Raw genomic sequence first — 21,463 nt, forward strand, 5'->3', positions numbered from 1 at the left:
CAGCAGAGCGCAGAGCCGGGCGGGACCCTGCAGGGGCTGGTCGACCGGGGGCTGATGGCCGCCGACTGGGCGCAGGCGCTCGCGCCGGTCGAGGGGCGCATCGCCGAGCTCGGCGACTTCCTGCGCGCGGAGGTCGCGGCGGGTCGCGGCTACCTGCCGGCGGGCGAGAGGGTGTTCGCGGCGTTCCGTCGTCCACTCGCCGAGGTGCGGGTGCTGATCGTGGGCCAGGATCCCTACCCCACGCCCGGGCACCCCATCGGGCTCAGCTTCGCCGTCGACCGTGCCGTGCGCCCGCTGCCCCGCAGCCTGGTGAACATCTACACCGAGCTGCGCGACGACCTCGGCGTCACTCCTCCGTCGCACGGCGACCTGACGGCGTGGGCCGACCAGGGCGTGATGCTGCTCAACCGCGCACTCACCGTGACGCCCGGCGCCCCCGCCTCGCACCGCAACCGCGGCTGGGAGCACGTGACCGCCCAGGCCATCGGCGCCGTCGTGGCGCAGGCCGGCGACGGCCGCCCCACCGCCGCCCTGCTGTGGGGGCGCGACGCACAGACCCTGGTGCCCCATCTCGGCACCGTGCCCCACGTGGCCTCCGCGCACCCGTCGCCGCTGTCGGCGTCGCGCGGGTTCTTCGGCTCGCGGCCGTTCAGCCGCATCAACGCGCTGCTGGTGGAGCAGGGCGGCGAACCGGTCGACTGGTCGATCCCCGACTGACCCCGCGAGCATCCGGGAACACCTGGGAATATAGTTCAAGCTTCAACTATTGTGGGTGACATGACCTCCACCGCCATGCCTGCGCTCTACATCGGCCACGGCGCACCGCCGCTGCTCGACGACCCCGTGTGGTCGGGCGAGCTGGCGAGCTGGGCGCGCGAGCTCCCGCGGCCGAAGGCGGTGCTCATCGTTAGCGCGCACTGGGAGTCCGCGCCCCTCACGCTCTCGGCGAGCAGCGCACCCCTCGTGTACGACTTCGGCGGCTTCGACCCGAAGTACTACCGGATGACCTACGAGACCCCCGACGCCACGGCGCTCGCCCAGCGCGTGGCCGCGATGATGCCGCGCACCGAGACCGTGCACCAGCACACCGCCCGCGGACTCGACCACGGCGCCTGGGTGCCGCTGCGGATCATGTACCCCGAGGCCGACATCCCGGTGCTGCAGATGTCGCTGCCCACCCACGACCCGGGCCGGCTCATGGAGCTCGGACGACGCCTGCGCCCCCTGCGCGAGGAGGGCGTGCTCATCGTGGGCTCCGGCTTCCTCACCCACGGACTCCCGTTCCTCACCGAGTTCCGCATCGACGCCGCCGTGCCCGGCTGGTCGTCCGACTTCGACGCCTGGGCCGCCGACGCCCTGGCCCGCGGCGACGTCGACGAACTCGCCTCCTTCCGCGACCGCGCCCCCGGCCTCCCCTACGCCCACCCGACCGTCGAGCACTACAGCCCGCTCTTCGTCACCCTCGGCGCCGCCACCGACCCCGCCTCTCCCGCCGAGCAGGTCATCGACGGCTTCTGGATGGGCCTGTCCAAGCGGTCGCTCCAGGTCGCCTGAGGGCGCGGCCGCCGGTGGCAGATTCACCGGCCGGCCGGTGAAACTGGCACTTGGACGACGGAGTTCCGTCGTCCGAGCGCCAGAAACATCGTCCGAGTTCCGGCAGTTTTCTCGGCCGGCCGGTGAATCTGCCGCGCGGACGACGAGCGAGGGCCGACTCAGCGCACGCCGAGGCGCCGCATCACCTTGAGCGACATCAGCATCTGCTTGACGTAGCCGTCGTAGTCCTGGCCGGGGCGGGCGCCCATGACCTGCTTCTTGAGGGTGGCGATGTTCTTGGCGTCGGTGTACTTCAGCAGGCCCTGGTCGCCGTGGCGGGCGCCGACGCCGGAGTTCTTCACGCCACCGGACGCCGAGCCCTTGGAGGCGTAGGCCGTGGCGAGGGCGTCGTTGATGTTGACGTTGCCGGACTCGATGCGGTCGGCCACCGCGCGGGCGCGGTCGAGGTCGCGGCCCCACACCGAGGCGTTGAGGCCGTAGTCGGTGGCGTTGGCCAGGGCGATCGCCTCGTCGACGCTGCGGTAGGGGTAGAGCCCGACGACAGGGCCGAAGGTCTCGGTGGAGCCGGCGAGCATGTCGGGGGTCACGCCCTCGAGCACGGTCGGCTCGAAGAAGGCCGGGCCGATGTCGGGGCGGGCGCGGCCGCCGCAGAGCACGCGCGCGCCCTTCGCCACGGCGTCCTCGACGTGGGAGGCGACGCGGTCGCGGTGGTCGGGCGAGACGAGCGAGCCGATCTCGGGCCCGAAGTCGTAGGAGGCGCCGATGCGCAGGTTGGCGGCGCGCTCGACGAAGGCGGCCTTGAGCTCGTCGTAGCGGCTCTCGGGCAGGTACATGCGCTCGATGTGCATGCAGATCTGGCCGGTGTTGCCGAACACCCCGAAGGTGGCGCTCTCGACCCACTCGGCCACGCCGGTCTCGTCGAGGTCGTCGAGCACGATCATGGGGTTCTTGCCGCCAAGCTCGAGGCAGCAGCCGATGAGGTTGCGCCCGGCCCGCTCACCGATGACGCGACCGGTGGCGGTGGAGCCGGTGAACATCACGTAGTCCGCGTTGTCGATCAGCGTCGGCCCGACGTCCGGACCTTCACCGCAGACCACCTGGAACAGGCCCTTCGGCAGCCCCGCCTCCTCGAGCAGCGAGATGCCGAACAGCGGCGAGAGTGCCGTCTTGTTGTCGGGCTTGACGACCACGGCGTTGCCGGCGATGAGCGCCGGGATCGCATCCGAGAGACCCGTGGCGAACGGGAAGTTCCACGGCGCGATGATGCCGACCACGCCCTTGGGCACCCGCACCTCGGTGGACGACGACACGAACGGCACCGGGCCACCGTGCTTGCGGGGCGCCAGCACCTTCTCGGCGCGCTTGAGGTAGTAGCTCATCACCATCGGCGGGTCGCAGGTCTCCTCGATGGCCATGCGACGGTTCTTGCCGCTCTCGACCTGGATGAGGTCGGCGGTGGTGAGGGCGTTGTCGACCAGCAGGGTGTGGGCGCGCTTGAACACCTCGAGTCGGCGCGCCAGCGGCCACTGCGCCCAGAGCCGCTGGGCGGCGCGAGCCTCGGCGAAGGCGCGCTCGATGTCGGTGGGTGTCGACTGCGGCAGCTCGACGAGCACCTCGCCGGTGTAGACCTCGGTGAGCTTCCAGGTGGCGCCCGTGCTGCCGGGCACCCGCGCCACCAGCCGCTCGAGCAGCTCCTCGGTGACCGAGGCAGGACGACGCAGCCCGCTCGCCGCGGTGCTCACCAGGTCACCTTGCCGAGGATGAGCTCGGCGGCCTTCTCGCCGATCATGTAGCACGGTGCGTTCGTGTTGCCGCCGGTGATCGACGGCATGATCGAGGCGTCGGCGACGCGCAGGCCATCGATGCCGCGCACCTTCAGGTCCGGGCCGACCACCGCCCGCTCGTCGACGCCCATCCGACAGGTGCCGACGCCGTGGTAGACGGAGGTGACGCGGTTCTTCAGCGCCGGGCGCAGGCCGGGCCCGTTCGGGATCTCGGGGCCGGGGTGGATCTCGGCCTTCACGCCGCCTCCGAACGCCGCGCCCGCCATGATCTCGCGGATCATCTCGGTGCCCTCGGCGAGCACCTCCACGTCGTCCGGGTGGGTGAGGTACTGGTAGTCGATCAGCGGTGCCGCCATCGGGTCGGACGACGCCAGGCGCAGCGTGCCGCGGCTCTTCGGGTAGATCAGCGTGGAGAAGACCGTGAGGCCCGGTCGCGGGTCGGGCATGTGGCGCACCGGCTCGTCCTGGTTGGGGCTGGGATAGGTCCACGGCAGGGCGTGCAGCTGCAGGTCCGGGACGTCGGTGGCCAGCGAGGTGCGCACGAAGCCCACCGACTCGAACACCGAGTGGTCGAGGAACGATCCGCCGACGGTGAGGTCGCGCGCCATGCCCTTGAAGAAGGTCCACGGGTTGCCGCGGAAGGCCACCGACGGCACGTGGAAGCTGAGCGGGTGGAAGAGGTGGTCGTGCAGGTTGTCGCCCACCGGGAGGTCAGCGATCACGTCGATGCCGAGCGAGCGCAGGTGCTCGGCGTGCCCGATACCCGAGAGCATGAGCAGCTGCGGGCTGTTGACGAAGCCGGCGGAGACGATGACCTCCTTGGCGGCGCGGATGAAGCGGTGCTGCCCGCCCCTGCGGCCGGTGTCGACGACCTCGACCCCGGTGGCGCGGCCGTTCTCGACGACGACGCGGGTGGCGTGGACGTCGGTCTGGAACTCGAGTGTGGGCGGCGCCAGGTGGTGCACGTAGCCGCGGGAGGAGGAGTAGCGCAGACCGTCGGCGACGTTCTGCTGCATCCGCGCGATGCCCTCCTGCTCGGCGGCGTTGTAGTCGTCGAGCACCTTGACGCCGAGGGCGTCCGAGGTGGCCTGGATGAACTGGAGGGTGGCCTCCTGCGGGTCCTTCTTGCGGCTGATCTTGATCGGGCCGCCGGCACCGCGGTAGTTGTTCTCGCCGTCCTCGAAGTCCTCGAAGCGTTTGAAGGCGGCGTTGACCTCGTCGGCCGACCAGCCGGTGTTGCCCTCGGCGGCCCAGGAGTCGTAGTTGGCCCGGTTGCCGCGCACGTAGACCATGCCGTTGACCGACGACGACCCGCCGCCGACCTTGCCGCGCGGCGCCGGCATGCGGCGTCCGTCGAGGCCGGGCTGGGGCACCGAGCGGTAGCCCCAGTCGAACATCCGCTCCAGCTTGGGCTCGGAGTGCATCGGGCCGATCATGCCGGGCTTCTTCGTGAAGTAGCCGTGGATGCCCTTGTCGTCGCTCGGGCCCGCCTCGAGCAGGATCACCGTGGCACCCGACTGCGCCAGGCGGCCGGCCACCACCGAGCCGGAGCTGCCCGAACCGACCACCACGTAGTCGGCCTCGTTGCTGTACGCGCGCTTCGCCATGCGCAGACTGTAACGCGTTCTAGTTTCGTGACGAAAGACTTTCGTCTGGCACCTTTGAGTGGTGCGGATCCTCTCCATCCAGTCCTCGGTGGCCTACGGCCACGTCGGCAACTCGGCGGCCGTCTTCCCGCTGCAGCGACTCGGGCACGAGGTGTGGCCGGTGCTCACCGTGCACTTCTCCAACCACACCGGCTACGGCGCCTGGCGCGGCCCCCTGCTCGACCCCGAGGACGTCCGCGCGGTCATCACCGGCATCGAGGAGCGGGGCGTGCTGCCCACCTGCGACGCCGTGCTCTCGGGCTACCAGGGCTCACCGGCCGTCGCCGGCGTCATCGTGGACGCCGTGGGCCGCGTCAAGGCGGCCAACCCCGCCGCCACCTACACGTGCGACCCGGTGATGGGCAACGCCAAGTCGGGCTGCTTCGTCGACCCGGCCATCCCGCCGATCATCCGCGAGCAGGTGATCCCGGTGGCCGACATCATCACGCCCAACCAGTTCGAGCTCGGCTTCCTGGTGGGCGACGACAGCCTCGGCGAGCCCGCCCCCCTCGAGGCCGTGCTCGAGGCCGCGGACGCAGCCCGCGCGATGGGACCCTCGACCGTGCTCGTCACCTCGGTCGACCGGGTCGGTTCACCGGAGGACGAGATCGAGATGCTCGTCGTCACCGGCGAGGGCGCCTGGTCGGTCGCCACCCCGCGCCTGCCCATGAAGGCCAACGGCTCGGGCGACATCACCGCCGCCCTGTTCACCGCGCACCTGCACGAGTCCGGCTCCCCCGCGCTCGCCCTCTCGAGGACGACGGCGTCGGTGTTCGCCGTCCTGCGGGCCACGCTCGACTCCGGCGAGCGCGAGCTGCGCCTCATCGCGGCCCAGCAGGCCATCGCCTCCCCCGACGAGCGCTTCGAGGTGCGCCGGGTGCGCTGATCGCGCCCGGCACACCTCCGCACCGGCTCAGCGGCGACGCAGCACCATCTGCGCCACGTAGACGATGGCGAGCACGAGCAGGATCAGCAGCAGGATCTTCATGTGAGGCTTCCTTCGGGTGGGGGCGGAGCGCCGGCACCGGCGCGGGATGCGTCGGACCGCCCGAGACGGGGTGCGCTGTGTCGCCTCTTTACCCGGGAGCCCTGCGGACAACCTCCGCCGATCGGGAGTGGACGCGCGGGACACCGCACGGGACATGGGAGCCGGTGACAGGAATCGAACCCGCGACCCTCTTATTACAAGTAAGACGCTCTACCAACTGAGCTACACCGGCGGAGCCGGCGACGACCGGCGGTCGCCATCGTAGTGGGGCGATCGCCGTCGGCGCCGCCGCCTAGGGTGAGCCGCGTGGACCTCCCCGTGATGCCGCCCGTGTCGCCGATGCTCGCCAAGGCCGTTTCGGGCGTGCCCGACCCGGCCAAGCACGACCCGCAGGGGCTCAGCTTCGAGCCCAAGTGGGACGGCTTTCGCGCGATCGTGTTCCGCGACGGCGACGAGGTCGAGATCGCCAGCCGCAACACCAAGCCGCTCACCCGCTACTTCCCGGAGCTGGTCGCGGCGATCCGTGCCGAGCTGCCCGAGCGCTGCGTGCTCGACGGCGAGATCTTCGTCGCCCAGGACGACGCGCAGGGCCGCGGTCGCCTGCAGTTCGAGGTGCTCCAGGAGCGCATCCACCCCGCGGCCTCGCGCATCAACCTGCTGGCCGAGCAGACGCCCGCCGACTTCGTCGCCTTCGACCTCCTCGCCCTCGGCGACGAGTCCTACCTCGAGCGCCCGTTCGCCGAGCGGCGTGCCGCCCTCGAGCAGGCACTCGGCCACCTCTCCACCGACACTGCCGACCCGGCCGACCCGACCGGCGCGGGCCGCTGCCACCTCACCCGCACGAGCACCGACCCCGCGGTGGCGGCCGAGTGGTTCCACGTCTTCGAGGGCGCCGGACTCGACGGCGTCATCGCCAAGCCGCTGAGCGCGCCCTACTCGCCCGGCGTGCGCTCGATGCTCAAGATCAAGCACGAGCGCACGGCGGACGTCGTCCTCGCGGGCTACCGCGAACACAAGACCAGCACGCCCGAGCAGCCGCTGATCGGCAGCCTCCTCCTCGGCCTCGTGGACGACGCGGGCGAGCTGCAGCACGTGGGCGTCAGCGCGTCGTTCACCGCCAAGCGCCGCGCGGAGCTGTGGGCCGAGCTGCAGCCGCTGGTGTGCCCCATCGAGGAGCACCCGTGGGGGCGCTGGCAGGAGTTCCTCGTCGCCAATCCCGGCCGGGTGCCCGGCACGCAGAGCCGCTGGAGCGCGGGCAAGGACCTCTCGTTCACGCCGCTGCGCCCCGAGCGGGTGATCGAGGTCAAGTACGACGCGATGGAGGGGCGTCGCTTCCGCCACACCGCGCACTTCAAGCGCTGGCGCGACGACCGCGACCCCGCCTCCTGCGGCTACGACCAGCTGGAGCAGCCCGTGCGCTACGACCTCGCGGACGTGCTCGGCGGGTGACCCGCCCGCTCGCCGGGGGTGGGTGCAGGATGGGGGCATGACCGCCGAGGAGAAGTACGCCGTCGTCCTGCTGATCGAGCAGGCGCTCAGCGCCGCCGACGCCGCCCAGGTGCGTGAGCTGCACCGCGAGCTCGACGACGACCCGACCATCGAGGTCGACTACCACGTGCTGCTCCCGGTGGTCGACGCCGCCGCCGCGGTGGAGGCCTCCCTCGGCGTGATCGGCGGCGCCGACCTCATGGCTCCCCCGCTGACGGCCGATCCCGATGAGGTCGACGAGCTGCGCCAGGGCTACCAGAAGCAGGCCGACAGCGCGCTCGCCGCCACGGTCGCCGCGCTCGAGGCCACTGGCGCCCACATCGGCGGGGCGCATGCCGTCCACGAGGCGGCGGTCGACGCCCTGGAGAAGCTCGTCAAGGACGTCGACGGCCGCGAGGCGATCATCCTCACCCGCCCCCACGTGGTGGCCGAGTTCTTCCACGTCGACTGGGCCTCGAGCGCCCGCCGCCGCCTCGGCGTCCCGGTGCTGCACCTGCTCGAGCACGAGAGCATCGCCGAGCAGGCGTCCGGCCCGGGCGAGGGCGTCACCGGCATCTGAACCGCCCAGGTCACACCCCTTGCGCGTAGCCATGCCGCAGGCGGATCGTTGATCGGGTCATGACCCCCCGCCTCGACGACCTCGACCTCCGGCTCCGCGCGGCCCTGGAGGCCACCTCCCGGCTCGACGACGTCGAGCGGGCCCTCGGCGTGGCCCTGTGCCGCGACATCGTGTCGATGGTGCCCGATCTCGGGCTCCCCCACCGGGGGCGCACGGCGCGCGACGCCGTCCACCTGCTCGTGGGCACCGCGCTGCCGCAGCTCGACCCGCGCCTGCGCGGCGAGCTGGCCCGGCTGTGCGAGGTCGCGGTGGTGCGCGGGCGCTGACGCGTCTCCCCGACCGCTCATGCCGGAAGGCGGACGCCTCAGCCGATGCGGTTGCCCTCGTCGTCCCAGTGCTCGGCGACCTTCTTGCTGGGCTGCACCCGCGGGGGCTCGCCGGGCATCTTGGGGTGATCGGGCGGGAAGTTGAGCTCGCCCCCGGGCAGGTCCTCCCACAGCGCCAGCAGCGGCTCGAGCGGGTGGACGACGTCGTCGATCGACGCCCACGCGTCGCCGTCGGCGAGCAGGTCGGGCACTGAGAAGAGGTTGAGCTCGCGCGGGTCGGCGAGATCGGCGAGCGCCGCCCACGACAGCGGCGTCGAGACGGGTGCGCCCGGGCGGGGGCGCAGCGACCAGGCACCGGCCACGGTGCGGTCGCGCAGGTTCTGGTTGAAGTCGAGGAACACCGAGCCGGGCGGGCGCAGCTCCTTCCACCAGGCCGTGGTGGCCCCGACGTCGCGGCGCTCGAGCTCGCGGCCGAAACCGATCGCGGCGTGGCGCACCTGCTCGAAGCTGTAGCGCTGCTCGATGCGCACGTAGACGTGGATGCCGCGGTTGCCGCTGGTCTTGGCGAAGCCGCGCAGCCCCAGCTCGTCGAGCAGGTCGCGGGCGGCGGCGGCCACTCGCTGGGCGTCGGCGAAGGTCGCGCCCTCCTGAGGGTCGAGGTCGAGGCGCAGCTCGTCGGGATGCTCGACGTCGTCGGCACGCACCGCCCAGGGGTGGAAGGTCAGCGTGCCCATCTGCGCCGCCCACACCGCGGCGGCCGGCTCGCTCAGCAGCAGCTCGTCGATCGGGCGACCGTTGGGCGTGGTGACGCGGGCGGTCTCGACCCACTCCGGCGCCCCCTTGGGCAGCCGCTTCGAGTAGAAGCCGTCGCCCTGCTGGCCGGGAGCCGGGCCGGTCGTGAGCCGCATCCCCTCGCGCCAGCCGGCGGGCCAGCGCTCGAGCGCCACCGGGCGACGTCCGTTGGCGTGCATGAAGGGCTCGGCCACGGCAGCGAAGTACTCGCACACCGCGAGCTTGGTCACCTCGGGTGTGTGGTCGGTCGCCTCGTAGATCACCCGATCCGGGCTCGAGACGCGCACCTCGCGCCCGCCCACCGTGATGGTCACCGCCGCAGCCTTCGCCATGGCCCCACGCTAGTGGGCGCGGGGGCGACTCAACCGCGCGCGATCGGGAAGTGCTGAGGAGACACGACTGTTGAAACTTCCATCACCGATCGAACCCCCACATCGATAGCGAAAGAGTCCCCATGACCGACCTGTTCAGCCCCCTCACCACCCCGCTCGGCGAGCTCCCCAACCGCCTCGTGATGGCGCCGCTCACCCGCAACCGCTCGAAGGGCACCGTGCCCGGCGACCTGGCCGTCGAGTACTACCGCCAGCGCGCCACGGCCGGCCTCATCATCACCGAGGGCACCCAGCCCAGCGCCGTCGGCCAGGGCTACCTCGACACCCCGGGCATCCACAGCCCCGAGCAGGTCGAGGGCTGGCGCCGCGTCGCCGAGGCCGTGCACGCGGACGGCGGCCGCATCGTCGTCCAGCTGATGCACGCCGGTCGCGTGGCCCACCCCGACAACAAGGGCGGCCTGGAGTCGGTGGCGCCCAGCGCCAAGGCCGCACCGGGCGACATGATCACCGCCGAGGGCCCGAAGGAGCAGCCGACCCCGCGCGCTCTCGAGGCCGACGAGATCGACGCGGTCGTCGAGGAGTACGTCGACGCCTCGCGCAAGGCCATCGAGGCCGGCCTGGACGGCGTCGAGGTCCACGCCGCCAACGGCTACCTGATCCACCAGTTCCTCGCTCCGGGCGCCAACGAGCGCACCGACGAGTGGGGCGGCTCCCCGGAGAACCGCGCCCGCTTCGCCATCGAGGTCGTGCGCCGCGTGGCCGCCGCGATCGGCGCCGAGCGCACCGGTGTGCGCATCTCGCCGGCCCACAACATCCAGGGCTGCGACGAGCTGGACCCGGCCGACGTCGAGGCCACCTACACCGCGTTCATCGAGGGCATCGCCGACCTCGGCCTGGCCTACCTGTCGATCCTCGCCGACCCGCGCGCCGAGCTCACCCAGAAGCTGCGCAGCGCCTTCGGCGGCCCGACCTTCCTCAACTCCGGCTTCGCCGAGCTGACCACCCGCGAGAACGCCGCGGCGATCCTCGACGAGGGTCTCGCGGACGCCGTCGTCGTGGGCCGCCCGTTCCTCGCCAACCCCGACCTCGTGCGCCGCTGGGCCGAGGGGCTGGACGAGAACGAGCCGAACCCCGACACCTTCTACGGCGGTGGCGCCGAGGGCTACACGGACTACCCGTTCGCCGACTGAGCGCCACCCCCGCGGGGCTGAACGCACCCCTGAGGACGACGAAGGGCACCTCGCGCAGCGCGCGGGGTGCCCTTCGTCGTGGTGCGTGAGCTCAGGCGTTGTCGGCCGGCTCGAGGCTCAGGCTGATCGAGTTGATGCAGTAGCGGTCGCCGGTGGGCGTGCCGTACCCGTCGGGGAACACGTGCCCGAGGTGCGAGCCGCAGTTGGCGCAGCGCACCTCGGTGCGCTTCATGCCGTGCGAGTTGTCCTCGAGGTACTCGATCGTGTCGCTGATCGGCTGGTAGAAGCTCGGCCAGCCGCAGCCGGAGTGGAACTTCGTGTCGGACTCGAACAACTTGGCCTGGCAGGCCTTGCAGCGGTAGACGCCGGTGGTCTCGGTGTCGGTGTACTCGCCGGTGAAGGCACGTTCGGTGCCCGCCTGGCGGAGCACCTGGTACTCCTCGCGCGAGAGTTGCTCGCGCCACTCCTCATCGGACTTCTCGACCTGGTAACCCATGGCTCCTACGCTACGCCGCCACACCAGCGGCTCACGCGGCGAGACCCTCCACCGGCATGCCCGCCGAGCGCCACGCCGCGAAACCGCCGTCCACCCCCACACAGGGGACGACGCCCGCGCGACGCAGCTGCTCGATCGCGCCGGCTGCCGCGTCGTCGTCCGAGGCGAGGACGACGACCCGCGCGGACGAGCGCAGACCGGCGGCCGCCTCGTGCAGGCGACCGGGCGCGGCGACCCACACGGGCAGCCACGAGGCGACCTCACCCTCGCGGGCGCGCACCGCGGCGGGGCGCACGTCGAGCAGCACCGCACCGAGGGCCACGACCTCCTGGAACGCCGCGCGCGGGCTGAGCCCGGCGGTGGCGGCGGGGCGGGAGGGGGTCCAGTCGGTGGCGAGCGCGAGGGCGCTCACCACTCCTGCCCGGCACGCTCGACACCGATCACCTCGAGGCGGTCGCCGTAGAAGCGGAACCGCGTCATGGTGTGCAGGCGGGGCGAGTAGGCGTGCAGCGAGAGGGCCGGCTCATCGGTCTCGTTGCTCACGTTGTGGGTGTAGCCGGCGGCGAAGGCGCGGGAGTGGCCCGGTCGGATCTCGGCGAGCTGGAGGCCGCCGTCGAAGGTGTGCTCGGTGAGCGCCCCGCGCAGCACGGTGAAGGCGCCGGCCGAGGGGCCGTGGTCGTGCCAGTCGGTGGAGGCGCCAGCCGGCCAGGAGATCAGCCAGAGCTCGTACTCGGCGGTGGCCTTGACCCGCACCCAGGTGCGCTCGGTGGCGTCGAGGTCGAGCACCTCGTAGAGGTCGGGGTCGTCGGCGTGGTCGCGCAGCGTCTCGAGCAGCGGCAGGACGGCGAGCTGGGTGGCCGAGGTCGTGGGGCGTCCGCCGGAGCGGGCGCGGCGCAGGGTCGGGTCGGCGGTGACGGGGGCGCGGAAGGCAGGGGTGGTCATGGCAGGTCCTCACAGGTGATGTGACGGGTCGGCGCGCGGTGCGCGCAGCAGCGACCCGGGGAGGTTGTCGGGCTGGATCAGGCGAAGGGACGCGAGAAGATCAACAGCAGCGACAACACCGCAGCGCGTCGCAGCAGACGACGACGCAGGCAGCGGTGTGACCGGACATGACTCGTATTCTGTACTAACTCACTAGGTATTGCAACCCATGGGCCGACATCGACCCGGAGGTGCACTCAGGGCAGGGTCGCGAGCAGCTTCTCCGGGGTGATGAGGCGCCCGGTGTAGAAGGGGATCTCCTCGCGCACGTGGCGCCGCGTCTCCGAGCCGCGCAGGTGCCGCATGAGGTCGACGATGCGGGTGAGGTCGTCGGCCTCGAAGGCCAGCAGCCACTCGTAGTCGCCCAGCGCGAAGCTCGGCACGGTGTTGGCCCGCACGTCGGGGTAGTCGCGCGCCATCTGGCCGTGCTCGGCCAGCAGACGACGGCGCTCGGCGTCCTCGAGGAGGTACCACTCGTAGGAGCGCACGAAGGGGTAGACGGCCACGTAGTCGTAGACGCGCTCCTCGGCCAGGAAGGCCGGCAGGTGGCTGCGGTTGAACTCCGCCGGGCGGTGCAGCGCCATCTGCGACCACACCGGCGCCAGGCGCGAGCCGAAGGCGGTGCGGCGCAGGCGGTGGTAGGAGTCCTGCAGCTGGTCGCTGTTCTCGGCGTGCGACCAGATCATGACGTCGGCGTCGGCGCGCAGGGCGGCGACGTCGTAGATGCCGCGGACGACGACGTCGTCCTCGCTCGCCATGGCGGCCAGCGCCTCCTCCAGCTCGGCCAGCTCGCTCTTGCGCACGACGTCGTCGTTGCCGAGTGGGCGCTCGAGCTTGAAGACCGACCACGTGGTGAAGCGCTGGGTGGCGTTGAGCTCGTTGATGCGGGCGGCGTTGGTCTTGATCTCCGCCTGCGGGTCGTTCGCCTGGGTCGCGTCGCTCATGTCTCCATTGTGCCGCGTCATGCCAGTACCTCCTCCACGGCCCGGTGGGCCGATCCGATGGTGGCGGGGATGCCCACGCCGTCGTACACCGCACCGCACACCGAGAGCCCCGGCACCGCTGCCACAGCCGCACGGATGCGGGCCACTCGGTCGGGGTGGCCGACCGTCAGCTGCGGCAGGCCGCCACCCCAGCGCTGCACCACGGCGTCCACAGGGACGGCGGTGAGCCCGGTGGCCTCGGCGAGGTCGGCGAGCGAGGCGGCGACGAGCTGCTCGTCGGGCACCTGCACGGTGGCCTCCTCCCCCAGCCGCCCGAGCGAGGTGCGCAGGAACAGCAGGCCGTCGCCGGCCTTGCGCACCCAGTCCCACTTGGCGAAGGAGAAGGTGGAGGCCTTGATGCGCCGACCGTCGACCGGCGGCACGAGGAAGCCGGCTGCACCGACCTCCAGCGCCTCTGCGACACCGGGGTCGTCGGCGCGGAAGGCGAAGGTGACCACGACCACCGAGGCGTAGTCGAGGGCGGCGAGCTCGGCGGCCGCGACCGGCGCGAGCTCGCCCAGCAGGCGCGCGGTCGGCGGGGCCGGGGTGGCGACGACGACGCGCGCCCCCCGCTCCTGCCCCCCGGGCTCGGTGGTGACGACGAACCCGTCACCGTCGCGTCCGAGCCCGACCACGCGCGTGCCGTAGCGGATCTCGACGCCGGGCCGGTCGCGCAGCGCGGCGTCCAGCGCCACCGGCAGGCGGCCCATGCCGCCGTCCACGGTGGCGAAGACGGGCTGCGGGCCGCCCGCCTGCAGCGTGGGCGTGGGCAGGGTGAAGTGCTCGCGCGTGACCAGGTCGGCCAGCTGCGGCACCGCCGCGCGCACGGAGATGCGGCGGGCGTGGCCGGCGTACACGCCGCCCAGCAGCGGCTCGACGAGGCGGTCGACCACCTCGTCACCGAAGCGGGCGGCCACCAGGTCGCCGACCGAGGCGTCCTCGCCCTCGGCGAGCTGCGGCACGACCTGGGCTCGAGCCCGCGCGAGACCCTCGTCGCTCAGCACTCCGGAGGCGGCGAGGTCGTCGAGGTCGACCGGTGCCCCCATCAGGCTGCGCGGCAACCGGCGCAGCTCGCCGCGGGTCCAGATGCGCGAGGACGCCGAGGTGGGGTGCACCAGCGGCAACCCCAGCTGCTCGGCGAGCGCCCGCCCCTGGGCGTGGCGGTAGAGCATCGCCTCGGCCCCGACGTCGACGCCCACGCCGGCGACCTCGCCGGTGCGCAGCTTGCCGCCGGGCTGGCCGTCGGCCTCGAGGAGCAGGACGTCGGCTCCGGCCTCGGCCAGGTCGTGGGCGGCCGTCAGGCCGGCGATGCCACCACCGACGACGATCGTGCGTTCTCCACCGCGAGCCACGCCTCCAGCCTGCCACGTCGGGCGAGCGCGGGAACCGGACGCCGGTCCCCCGCGTCGCAGGACCATGGACCTCATCGCATCGCGCGCCTCGGCACCGCGCTCCCTCTCCCGTCTTCGCTCCCCTTCACGCGCCGTCGTCCCGCTGGCCGGGCTGGCTCTGGTGGCCGCTCTCGCCGGCTGCTCCGGCGCCACTTCATCCTCGGATGCCTCCAGCTCCGGCGCCAGTGCCGGCGAGATCGCGCCCGCCGACGCCGCGCCCGACGTCGCAGCACTGAGCGACAGCCGGGTCGCGAGCACCGCCGGCGACGCGGGCGGCTCGAAGGTCGCGACCTCGGGCGACGTCGCCGCACGCGACACGGCCGCCCCGCCGTCGATCATCTCCACCGGGTCGGTCAGCCTGCGCGCGGACGACGTGGCCTCCGCCCGCACGAAGGTGCGCCGCATCGTGGAGGGCCAGCAGGGCGAGGTCACCCAGCAGGAGACGATCACCGGCAAGGACGGCGAGACGCGCACGGCGACGCTCACCGCCCGTGTGCCGGCGGCTCGCTTCTCCGACGCCGTCGCGGGGCTCGAGGACCTCGGCGACGGGGTGAGGCTCGTCGACTCCTCCACCTCCAGCGAGGACGTCACCAGCCAGGTGGTCGACACCGCCGCCCGCGTGCGCGCCCAGCAGCGCAGCGTCGCGCGGATCGAGGCGCTCATGGCGCGGGCGCGCACGATCGGCGAGGTGATCTCGATCGAGGGACAGCTCGCCCAGCGGCAGGCCGACCTCGACGCCCTCATGTCGCAGCAGAAGTACCTCGCCGACCAGACCGCGATGTCGACGATCTCGGTGAGCATCGAGCAGCGCCGTGCGAGCAGCGAGGACCGCGACCGCGACGGCTTCGCCGGCGGTCTGGCCGCCGGCTGGGACGCCTTCGTGGGCGGAGCGGGCGGAGCGCTGACCGCCCTCGGCTTCGCGCTGCCGTGGCTGGCACTGCTGGCCGTCGTGGGCGCTCCGGTGGTGGCCTGGCGCCGCCGCCGTCGGGTCGGCCCGGCGCCGGCGCCGGCGACTACGCCGTAGCCCGGACTCCCGCGGCGAGCAGTCGGTCGACGACCGGCCGCGTGCGCTCCACGAACGGGGCGTAGGCGGCCGGGTCGTCGTGCTGACGCTCGACCACGTAGATCCCGCCGGTGGGCACGATCGCGCCGAGGTGGTGGAGCAGGGCCACGAGCCCCTGCTCGGGCGCGAGCGTGTGGCCAGGGCCGCCGCCCAGCATGAGCGGCACCGCCACACCGGCCAGCTCGCCGACGCCGAAGCGGTCGAGGACGAGCTTGAGCAGACCGGTGTAGGTGGCCTTGTAGGTGGGGCTCGCGACCACCACGAGGTCGGAGGCCGCGATGCCGGCGACGAGCTCGGCGACCCGCTCGTCGTTCCAGTCGAGCAGGCCGGGGCCGACCTCGGCGAGGTCGACGACGAGGGAGGGCTCGTCGTCCACGAGGGCGCGGTGCAGGTGCAGCGCGGCGGCGAGGGTGCGGCTGCCGGCGCGGGGGTTGCCGACGAGCACGGCGGTGCGCCGGCTCATCGGCGCGAACCCACCGAGGCGAAGGGGACGGCCGTGGTGGTGTGGCGCTGCGGACCCTCGTACTTCCACAGACCGCGCTCGGCGAGGATCGGCAGCACGCCCTCGCCGAACCAGTAGGCGCCCTCGAGGTGCGGGTAGGCGGAGAGCACGAACTCGTCGAGGCCGAGGTCGGCGTACTCCGCGATGCGGTCGGCCACCTGCTCGTGGCTGCCCACGAGGGCGGTGCCCGCACCGCCGCGCACGAGCCCGACGCCGGCCCACACGTTGGGGTAGATCTCGAGGTCGTCGGTGCTCCCGCGGTGGAGGTCGAGCATGCGACGCTGGCCCTCGCTCTCGCTGCGCCGCAACCCCTCCTGCACGCGCTTGATCGACTCGGGGTCGATGCCGGCCAGCAGGCGGTCGGCCTCGGCCCACGCCTCCTCGGCGGTGTCGCGGGTGATCACGTGCATGCGGATGCCGAAGCGGATCGGCCGGTTGCCGGGCCCCCGGCCGCGCTTCTCGGCGAGGTCGCGGATCCAGGCGATCTTCTTCGCGACCGCCTCGGGCGGCTCGCCCCAGGTGAGGTAGACGTCGGCGTGCTCGGCCGCGACGTCGCCGGCCGCCGGCGAGGAGCCGCCGAAGTAGATGTCGGGCACGGGGTCGGGGATCTGCGCGAGCTGGGCACCCTCGACCTGGAGGTGCTCGCCCTCGAAGTCGACCGTCTCGCCGGTCCACAGCCGGCGCACGATCTCGAGGAACTCTCCGCAGCGCGCGTAGCGGGCCTCCTTGTCGAGGAAGTCGCCGTACATGCGCTGCTCGTGGCTCTCGCCGCCGGTGACGACGTTGAGGAGCAGCCGTCCGCCGGTGAGGTTCTGGTAGGTGCCCGACATCTGCGCGGCCAGGTAGGGCGAGACGACGCCGGGCCGGAAGGCCACGAGGAACTTCAGCCGGTCGGTGGTCTGGCTGAGCATGGCGGTGGTGAGCCAGGCGTCCTCGCACCACGCACCCGTGGGCGTGAGCGCGGCCTCGAAGCCGTTGTCCTCGGCGGCCCGCGCCACCTGGGTGAGGTAGGCGACGTCGGCCGGCCGGCCCGACTGGCCCGGGTTGACGCCGTGACCGCCGCCGACGACGTGGCGCCCGTCGCCTCCGTTGGTGGGGAGGAACCAGTGGAACGCCAGGGACATCGCGGGGCCTTTCGTCAGCGGTGGTGGTTGCGGGAGCGCCGGTCCGGGAGGCCCGCCACCGAGATTCGGTACGGGCCGGCCTCCCGGATCGTGGAGCCTCAGATGCGCTCGAGCTCGGCCGCCTCGAGCTCGCGCACCAGCGGGAGCACCTCGCGGCCGAAGTACTCGACGTCCTCGAGGTAGTGCAGGAAGCCGAGCAGGAAGAGGTTCACGCCGCGGCGCTTGTACTCGATGATGCGCGTGGCGATCTGCTCCGGCGTGCCAATGAGGCCGGTGCGGAAGCCGTCGTTGTACTGCACCAGGTCGGCGAACTCGGAGTCCTGCCACATGCCCAACTTGTCGCCGGTGGCCTGGCCGGCCTGCTTCACGGCGGAGCCGAAGCCCTCGACGGCCTCGCGGTCGGCCTTGTCGACGATCTCGCGCAGCACGTCGCGGGCCTCGGCCTCGGTGTCGCGGCCGATGAAGAAGGCGTTGACGCCGAAGCGCACCTGACCGGCGCGACCGTGCACCGCGGCGACGTCGGTGACGTCGCGGATCTGCTCCGAGATGCCCTCCGGGGTGTTGCCGTTGGCGAAGTACCAGTCGGAGACGCGACCGGCCATGCCGCGGGCGTCGGTGGAGTTGCCGCCCTGGAAGATCTCCGGGTGCGGGCGGCCCTCGCTGCTCAGCGGCTTGGGCTTCAGGTCGAAGTCGTGGAGACGGTAGAAGTCGCCGTTGAACTCCGCGTGCTCGGAGGTCCAGATCTCGCGGATGTAGCGGATGAACTCCTCCGAGCGGCGGTAGCGCTCGCCGTGCTCGAGCCACGGCTCGCCCAGCTTGGTGAACTCGTCCTTGAACCAGCCGCTGACGACGTTGATCGCCGCGCGGCCACCCGAGATCTGGTCGGCGGTGGCGATGAACTTGGCCAGCACGCCGGGCTGCCAGAGGCCGGGGTGCACCGCGGCGATGACCTTGAGCCGCTCGGTGGCCAGCAGCAGCGCGAGGCTGAAGCTCGTGGACTCGTGCTGGTAGGCCGCGCCATAGCTGGCGATGTAGCGCACCTGCGAGAGGGCGTACTCGAAGCCGTTGTTCTCGGCCAGACGGGCGAGCTTGACGTTGTAGTCGTAGCTCCAGTCGGTGCGCTGCTCGATCTTGCTCACGACCAGGCCGCCGCTGACGTTCGGCACCCAGTAGGCGAACTTGATGGGCTCGGCGAAGGCCTCGGGGTCGAAGGGCGCGGCGTTCGCGCTGCTGGTGGGGTCACTGCTCATGACGGGTCTCCGTGCTTCGGGGGCTGACTTCAAACTGAAGTACTTCGATGGACATTAACAAGGTGTGCTCGCGGGTTCACGTGCCTGGGACGACGACGAGGGGCGGAAGCGGCGATCCCCCCACAGGCGGGACCGATCACCGCTCCGCCCCTCGCGACCGGCGCACGCTCAGCGTTCGGGGACCGTGCGCCCGATCGCCCAGGCGTAGGGCGGGGGCGTGCCGTTCACCGCATGGGCCCCGACGACGCGCGCCTTGAGGATGCGCGGGTTGTGCGAGGCCACCGTGCGCGCGTTGCGCCAGTGCCGGTCGAGTCCCTTCTCCACCGCCGTGCCCGAGGCACCGAGGGTGTCGAAGAGGTCGGAGGTCAGGTCGAGCACCAACTGCGTGGCCACCACCTGGGCCGCCGACGACTCCAGCTCGGCGACCTCGTTCGCGGCCGCGACCCGGCCGGGCTTGTCGTCCGCGAGGGCGGCGAGATCGGCCACCTCCTGCAGTGCCGTGGCGGTGCGGATCGCCGCCGCCTCCGCGGCGTAGACCCCCGCGGCCGCCTCGCCGATGCGGGCCAGCACCTGGGCGTCGTCGCGCACCCGGGCGGCGTTGGCGTGCGAGTAGTTGCGCTCGCGCCGCTGCACCTGGACGACGAAGTCGCGCACCGCCGCCCGCCCGATGCCGGCCAGGACGGCGAGCAGGTTGAGCTGGTAGAGCGCGGTCTGGAACACGAAGCGCTCACCGAAGGCCAGCACGTCGCCCGCCGCCACGTGCGCGGTCTCGAAGGTGGTCGTGCCGCTTCCGGTGCCGCGCTGACCGAAGCCGGACCAGTCGTTCGACACCACGACCTGCGGCTGACGGGTGTCGACCAGGGCGATCGCGAAGTCGGGATCGCGCCCCGGGACCTCGCGGCGGACGTACACGTCGGCCCACTGCGCGTAGACCGTTCCGGTCGTGTAGTACTTGCTGCCGGTGAGCAGGTAGTCGCCGTCGGGCTGCGCGGTGAGCACCGTGCGCTGGGTGTCGATCGAGGTGGAGCCGATCTCCGACCAGGCGTTGCCCGCCAGCTCGCCCTCCGCGAACCGGTCGAACCACACGCGCTGGTCGTGGCCGCGGGCGTGCTGCCACAGCCGGTCCTCCACCAGTGCCGCGTGGCCGCGCAGAGCCTGCGGGAGGTTCGAGTCGGCGGCCGCGAGGTCGATCCAGAGCTGCGTGAGCTCGGGGATCGAGGCCCCGCGGCCGCCGAACTCCTCCGGCACGCGCAGCGCGCCGAAACCCGCCTCGGCCAGGCGGCGGACCTCCTGGTCGGGCAGGACGTCGTCCAGCTCGCGGTCGAGGGCGCCCGCGCCGATCTCGGCGAACAGCGGCGCGTACTCCGCGCGCAGCCGGTCGAGCAGCGGCGTGCGCAGCGTGGGGCGGTCGAGCAGGCGGACGACGTCGCGGGCGTCGTCCACCAGCCCGGGGCCGGGCTGGGCGGCCTGAGCGCGCTCGGCGGGCTCGGCGGTGCCGGTTTCTCGGGTGTCGAGGGTGGTCATCGTCGTGCCGCCTCTCAGGTGTACCAGCTCGGCGCGGGCAGCTCGCCGAGCAGCGCGTAGCGACCGACCTCCGCCTTCTTGTGCGCGATGGGGTCGTGCAGGCTGTGGGTGCGCAGGTTGCGCCAGTGGATGTCGAGGCCGACCGAGCTTGCGGTGGCTCGCGCCCCGGTGACGTCGTAGACGCGGGTGCCGACCTCGAGGCCCACCTCGATGGCCACCTGCTTGGCCGCGGCGATCACGACCTCGGCCTCGCCGCGCTCCTCGGGAGTCACGGTGTCGGCGTGGGCGTTGATGGCCTCGATGAGCCCCGCGGCCCGCTCGGCCAGCGCCTCGGCGGCCCACAGCTTGGAGCGCAGCTCGCCGTAGGTGGCGAGGACGTGGAACTCCTCGGTGGCGCTGGGCTTGGGGTCGTGCGCGTAGGGCCACGGGCGGGTGCGGTCGCGGGTGTAGGCCGCAGCCGTGGCCAGCGCGCCCTCGGCGATGCCGAGGTAGAGGTTGACGAAGATGATCTGGATGAGCGGCACGTTGAGGGTGTTGTAGACCCGCGGGCGGAACTCGTGGCCGGACTCGGTGGCGACCCAGCCGGCGGCGGCCGCCCACGGCACGCGCACGCCGTCGATCACGACGCCGCCGCTCTCGGTGAGGCGCTGGCCGAGGGTGTCCCAGTCGCCCTTGAAGCGGATCGCGGGCTGCTGCGTGGGCACGATGGCGAAGACGTGGTCGTCGGTGCCCTCGATCACGCCCTCCAGCACCGTGACGTCGGAGATGCGACCGCCGGTCGAGAAGGACTTCTCGCCGCGGTAGACGAGCTCCTCCTCGCCGTCGGCGTTGCGCTCCAGCGAGATGACGAGGTCGTCGTCGCGCGGGTTGACCGCGCCGCCGAAGAACCACTGCTCGCGCGTGGCCTGCTCCTCGACCGCAGCGATCTGTCCGGGCGTGCCGACCAGTCGGGCGGCCCACGCCCACAGGTAGTGGTAGCCGAGCAGCTGGCCGATCGAGCCGTCGCCGGCGCTCACGGCGCGGACGACGCGCAGCGCCGTCGTCCAGTTCTGGCCGGCGCCGCCGTGCTCGACGGGGCCGAGCAGCGTGACGAGGCCCGACTCCTTGAGGAGGTCGACCTCGGCGCGGGGGATCTGCAGGGCGCGGTCGCGCTCGACGGCGTCGGCGGCGAGGGTGGTGGCCACCTGGCGGGCGCGCTCGATCCAGCCCTCGGGCGTGGTCGGTCGCTCGGCCCAGGCCGGACGTGCACCGGGGACCGCCGGGGTGTCGGCGGCGGGGGGCAGGCTGGAGGTGCTGGGCGGTGGGGTGGTCGGCGCGGTCATCGGTGGCCTCCTGGTGGCCGATCGGGGAGCGGAATGCTAGGGTTAACCCGGATTTGTCTACCGAGTTACTCGACTAAACCTAGTCGGTTCGCTCGGGAGCACAACCCCTCCGGGGCTCGGCATCGCCGATGGCGGTGTGCAGGATCCGCCGAGCACCATGGCCGCAGG

At 72.4% G+C, this 21,463-nt stretch carries 20 protein-coding genes, 1 tRNA gene and 1 pseudogene; 8 read left to right on the plus strand and 14 right to left on the minus strand.

All coding sequences use genetic code 11. The annotated features are described in order from the left end of the window. Positions 1-54: 54 nt before the first annotated feature. Together ACERUN_RS06100 and ACERUN_RS06105 are read left to right on the plus strand one after the other, a co-directional pair. Complete coding sequence (locus ACERUN_RS06100; RefSeq protein ID WP_370288985.1) at positions 55-717, plus strand: uracil-DNA glycosylase; 663 nt, start codon at positions 55-57, stop codon at positions 715-717. Between the two features lie 60 nt (positions 718-777). Beyond that, positions 778-1,554 carry a dioxygenase gene (locus ACERUN_RS06105; RefSeq protein WP_370288932.1) on the plus strand — a complete coding sequence of 259 codons (777 nt, stop codon included), beginning with the start codon at positions 778-780 and terminating at the stop codon, positions 1,552-1,554. A gap of 158 nt (positions 1,555-1,712) precedes the next feature. Here the strand turns inward: ACERUN_RS06105 and ACERUN_RS06110 are convergent, their stop codons facing one another. Both ACERUN_RS06110 and ACERUN_RS06115 read right to left on the minus strand, forming a co-directional pair. After that, positions 1,713-3,296: a succinic semialdehyde dehydrogenase gene (locus tag ACERUN_RS06110; protein ID WP_370288933.1), complete on the minus strand. Its 1,584-nt coding sequence runs from the start codon at positions 3,294-3,296 to the stop codon at positions 1,713-1,715. Further along, entirely contained in the window at positions 3,293-4,945 is a 1,653-nt protein-coding gene (locus tag ACERUN_RS06115; RefSeq protein ID WP_370288934.1) for a GMC family oxidoreductase, read from the minus strand. The genes ACERUN_RS06110 and ACERUN_RS06115 overlap by 4 nt, the downstream gene beginning before the upstream one ends. Positions 4,946-5,006: 61 nt before the next feature. Between ACERUN_RS06115 and pdxY the strand changes: the two genes are divergently transcribed. Then, positions 5,007-5,870, plus strand: coding sequence for a pyridoxal kinase PdxY (gene pdxY, locus ACERUN_RS06120; RefSeq protein WP_370288935.1), 864 nt, complete (start codon positions 5,007-5,009; stop codon positions 5,868-5,870). 261 nt (positions 5,871-6,131) lie between these two features. Here the strand turns inward: pdxY and ACERUN_RS06125 are convergent. Continuing rightward, positions 6,132-6,204, minus strand: a tRNA-Thr gene (locus ACERUN_RS06125). A gap of 74 nt (positions 6,205-6,278) precedes the next feature. Here ACERUN_RS06125 and ACERUN_RS06130 point away from each other — a divergent pair. The 3 genes from ACERUN_RS06130 to ACERUN_RS06140 are packed head-to-tail and all read left to right on the plus strand — an operon-like array spanning position 6,279 to position 8,345. Continuing rightward, a complete protein-coding gene (locus ACERUN_RS06130; RefSeq protein WP_370288936.1) occupies positions 6,279-7,421 on the plus strand; it encodes an ATP-dependent DNA ligase in 1,143 nt (380 codons plus the stop codon). A 37-nt stretch (positions 7,422-7,458) separates the two neighbouring features. Further along, a complete protein-coding gene (locus ACERUN_RS06135) occupies positions 7,459-8,019 on the plus strand; it encodes a hypothetical protein (protein ID WP_370288938.1) in 561 nt (186 codons plus the stop codon). A gap of 59 nt (positions 8,020-8,078) precedes the next feature. Further along, the gene (locus ACERUN_RS06140) at positions 8,079-8,345 is read left to right on the plus strand and encodes a hypothetical protein (protein WP_370288939.1); all 267 of its coding nucleotides are present in this window, start codon (positions 8,079-8,081) and stop codon (positions 8,343-8,345) included. A 38-nt stretch (positions 8,346-8,383) separates the two neighbouring features. Here the strand turns inward: ACERUN_RS06140 and ACERUN_RS06145 are convergent, their stop codons facing one another. After that, a complete protein-coding gene (locus ACERUN_RS06145; protein WP_370288940.1) occupies positions 8,384-9,469 on the minus strand; it encodes a DNA polymerase domain-containing protein in 1,086 nt (361 codons plus the stop codon). A 122-nt stretch (positions 9,470-9,591) separates the two neighbouring features. Between ACERUN_RS06145 and ACERUN_RS06150 the strand changes: the two genes are divergently transcribed. Continuing rightward, a complete protein-coding gene (locus tag ACERUN_RS06150; protein WP_370288941.1) occupies positions 9,592-10,659 on the plus strand; it encodes an alkene reductase in 1,068 nt (355 codons plus the stop codon). A gap of 91 nt (positions 10,660-10,750) precedes the next feature. Here ACERUN_RS06150 and msrB read toward each other — a convergent pair whose 3' ends face one another. The 5 genes from msrB to hemG form a co-directional block, all read right to left on the minus strand. Next, entirely contained in the window at positions 10,751-11,155 is a 405-nt protein-coding gene (gene msrB / locus ACERUN_RS06155) for a peptide-methionine (R)-S-oxide reductase MsrB (protein ID WP_370288942.1), read from the minus strand. A 31-nt stretch (positions 11,156-11,186) separates the two neighbouring features. Next, positions 11,187-11,567, minus strand: a complete 381-nt coding sequence (locus ACERUN_RS06160) for a rhodanese-like domain-containing protein (protein WP_370288944.1) — start codon at positions 11,565-11,567, stop codon at positions 11,187-11,189. After that, the gene (locus ACERUN_RS06165; protein ID WP_370288945.1) at positions 11,564-12,097 is read right to left on the minus strand and encodes a cysteine dioxygenase family protein; all 534 of its coding nucleotides are present in this window, start codon (positions 12,095-12,097) and stop codon (positions 11,564-11,566) included. The genes ACERUN_RS06160 and ACERUN_RS06165 overlap by 4 nt, the downstream gene beginning before the upstream one ends. A 236-nt stretch (positions 12,098-12,333) precedes the next feature. Then, on the minus strand, positions 12,334-13,080 hold the full coding sequence (gene hemQ / locus ACERUN_RS06170) for a hydrogen peroxide-dependent heme synthase (RefSeq protein ID WP_370288946.1): 747 nt from the start codon (positions 13,078-13,080) through the stop codon (positions 12,334-12,336). Between the two features lie 17 nt (positions 13,081-13,097). Then, positions 13,098-14,471, minus strand: coding sequence for a protoporphyrinogen oxidase (hemG, locus tag ACERUN_RS06175; RefSeq protein ID WP_370288947.1), 1,374 nt, complete (start codon positions 14,469-14,471; stop codon positions 13,098-13,100). Between the two features lie 64 nt (positions 14,472-14,535). On the opposite strand from hemG, the pseudogene ACERUN_RS06180 reads away from it, so the two are divergent. Beyond that, positions 14,536-15,414 (plus strand): annotated as a pseudogene (locus ACERUN_RS06180) (DUF4349 domain-containing protein); the annotation flags it as partial. 109 nt (positions 15,415-15,523) lie between these two features. Here ACERUN_RS06180 and ACERUN_RS06185 read toward each other — a convergent pair. The 5 genes from ACERUN_RS06185 to ACERUN_RS06205 all read right to left on the minus strand — a co-directional run bounded on the left by ACERUN_RS06185 (position 15,524) and on the right by ACERUN_RS06205 (position 21,295). Further along, a complete protein-coding gene (locus ACERUN_RS06185) occupies positions 15,524-16,036 on the minus strand; it encodes an NADPH-dependent FMN reductase (protein WP_370288948.1) in 513 nt (170 codons plus the stop codon). Then, entirely contained in the window at positions 16,033-17,199 is a 1,167-nt protein-coding gene (locus ACERUN_RS06190) for an LLM class flavin-dependent oxidoreductase (protein WP_370288949.1), read from the minus strand. Before ACERUN_RS06190 ends, ACERUN_RS06185 begins: the two co-directional genes overlap by 4 nt. 98 nt (positions 17,200-17,297) lie before the next feature. Continuing rightward, positions 17,298-18,449, minus strand: coding sequence for a dimethylsulfone monooxygenase SfnG (gene sfnG, locus ACERUN_RS06195; RefSeq protein WP_370288950.1), 1,152 nt, complete (start codon positions 18,447-18,449; stop codon positions 17,298-17,300). A gap of 168 nt (positions 18,450-18,617) precedes the next feature. Next, positions 18,618-19,973 (minus strand): acyl-CoA dehydrogenase family protein, encoded by a 1,356-nt coding sequence (locus ACERUN_RS06200; RefSeq protein WP_370288951.1) that lies wholly within the window; start codon positions 19,971-19,973, stop codon positions 18,618-18,620. A 14-nt stretch (positions 19,974-19,987) separates the two neighbouring features. Further along, entirely contained in the window at positions 19,988-21,295 is a 1,308-nt protein-coding gene (locus tag ACERUN_RS06205; RefSeq protein WP_370288952.1) for an acyl-CoA dehydrogenase family protein, read from the minus strand. Between the last annotated feature and the right edge of the window lie 168 nt (positions 21,296-21,463).

Source organism: Nocardioides sp., from assembly GCF_964229035.1.
Taxonomy (GTDB): Bacteria; Actinomycetota; Actinomycetes; order Propionibacteriales; family Nocardioidaceae; genus Nocardioides.

Excerpts from the sequence above, each read along its gene's own strand:
- ACERUN_RS06140 (WP_370288939.1), top strand. The coding sequence starts at position 8,079 with ATGACCCCCCGCCTCGACGACCTCGACCTCCGGCTCCGCGCGGCCCTG.
- ACERUN_RS06165 (WP_370288945.1), bottom strand. The coding sequence starts at position 12,097 with ATGACCACCCCTGCCTTCCGCGCCCCCGTCACCGCCGACCCGACCCTG.
- ACERUN_RS06135 (WP_370288938.1), top strand. The coding sequence starts at position 7,459 with ATGACCGCCGAGGAGAAGTACGCCGTCGTCCTGCTGATCGAGCAGGCG.
- ACERUN_RS06145 (WP_370288940.1), bottom strand. The coding sequence starts at position 9,469 with ATGGCGAAGGCTGCGGCGGTGACCATCACGGTGGGCGGGCGCGAGGTG.
- ACERUN_RS06150 (WP_370288941.1), top strand. The coding sequence starts at position 9,592 with ATGACCGACCTGTTCAGCCCCCTCACCACCCCGCTCGGCGAGCTCCCC.
- ACERUN_RS06200 (WP_370288951.1), bottom strand. The coding sequence starts at position 19,973 with ATGACCACCCTCGACACCCGAGAAACCGGCACCGCCGAGCCCGCCGAG.
- hemQ (WP_370288946.1), bottom strand. The coding sequence starts at position 13,080 with ATGAGCGACGCGACCCAGGCGAACGACCCGCAGGCGGAGATCAAGACC.
- ACERUN_RS06105 (WP_370288932.1), top strand. The coding sequence starts at position 778 with ATGACCTCCACCGCCATGCCTGCGCTCTACATCGGCCACGGCGCACCG.
- ACERUN_RS06115 (WP_370288934.1), bottom strand. The coding sequence starts at position 4,945 with ATGGCGAAGCGCGCGTACAGCAACGAGGCCGACTACGTGGTGGTCGGT.
- msrB (WP_370288942.1), bottom strand. The coding sequence starts at position 11,155 with ATGGGTTACCAGGTCGAGAAGTCCGATGAGGAGTGGCGCGAGCAACTC.
- ACERUN_RS06190 (WP_370288949.1), bottom strand. The coding sequence starts at position 17,199 with ATGTCCCTGGCGTTCCACTGGTTCCTCCCCACCAACGGAGGCGACGGG.
- ACERUN_RS06185 (WP_370288948.1), bottom strand. The coding sequence starts at position 16,036 with ATGAGCCGGCGCACCGCCGTGCTCGTCGGCAACCCCCGCGCCGGCAGC.
- ACERUN_RS06100 (WP_370288985.1), top strand. The coding sequence starts at position 55 with ATGGCCGCCGACTGGGCGCAGGCGCTCGCGCCGGTCGAGGGGCGCATC.
- sfnG (WP_370288950.1), bottom strand. The coding sequence starts at position 18,449 with ATGAGCAGTGACCCCACCAGCAGCGCGAACGCCGCGCCCTTCGACCCC.
- ACERUN_RS06205 (WP_370288952.1), bottom strand. The coding sequence starts at position 21,295 with ATGACCGCGCCGACCACCCCACCGCCCAGCACCTCCAGCCTGCCCCCC.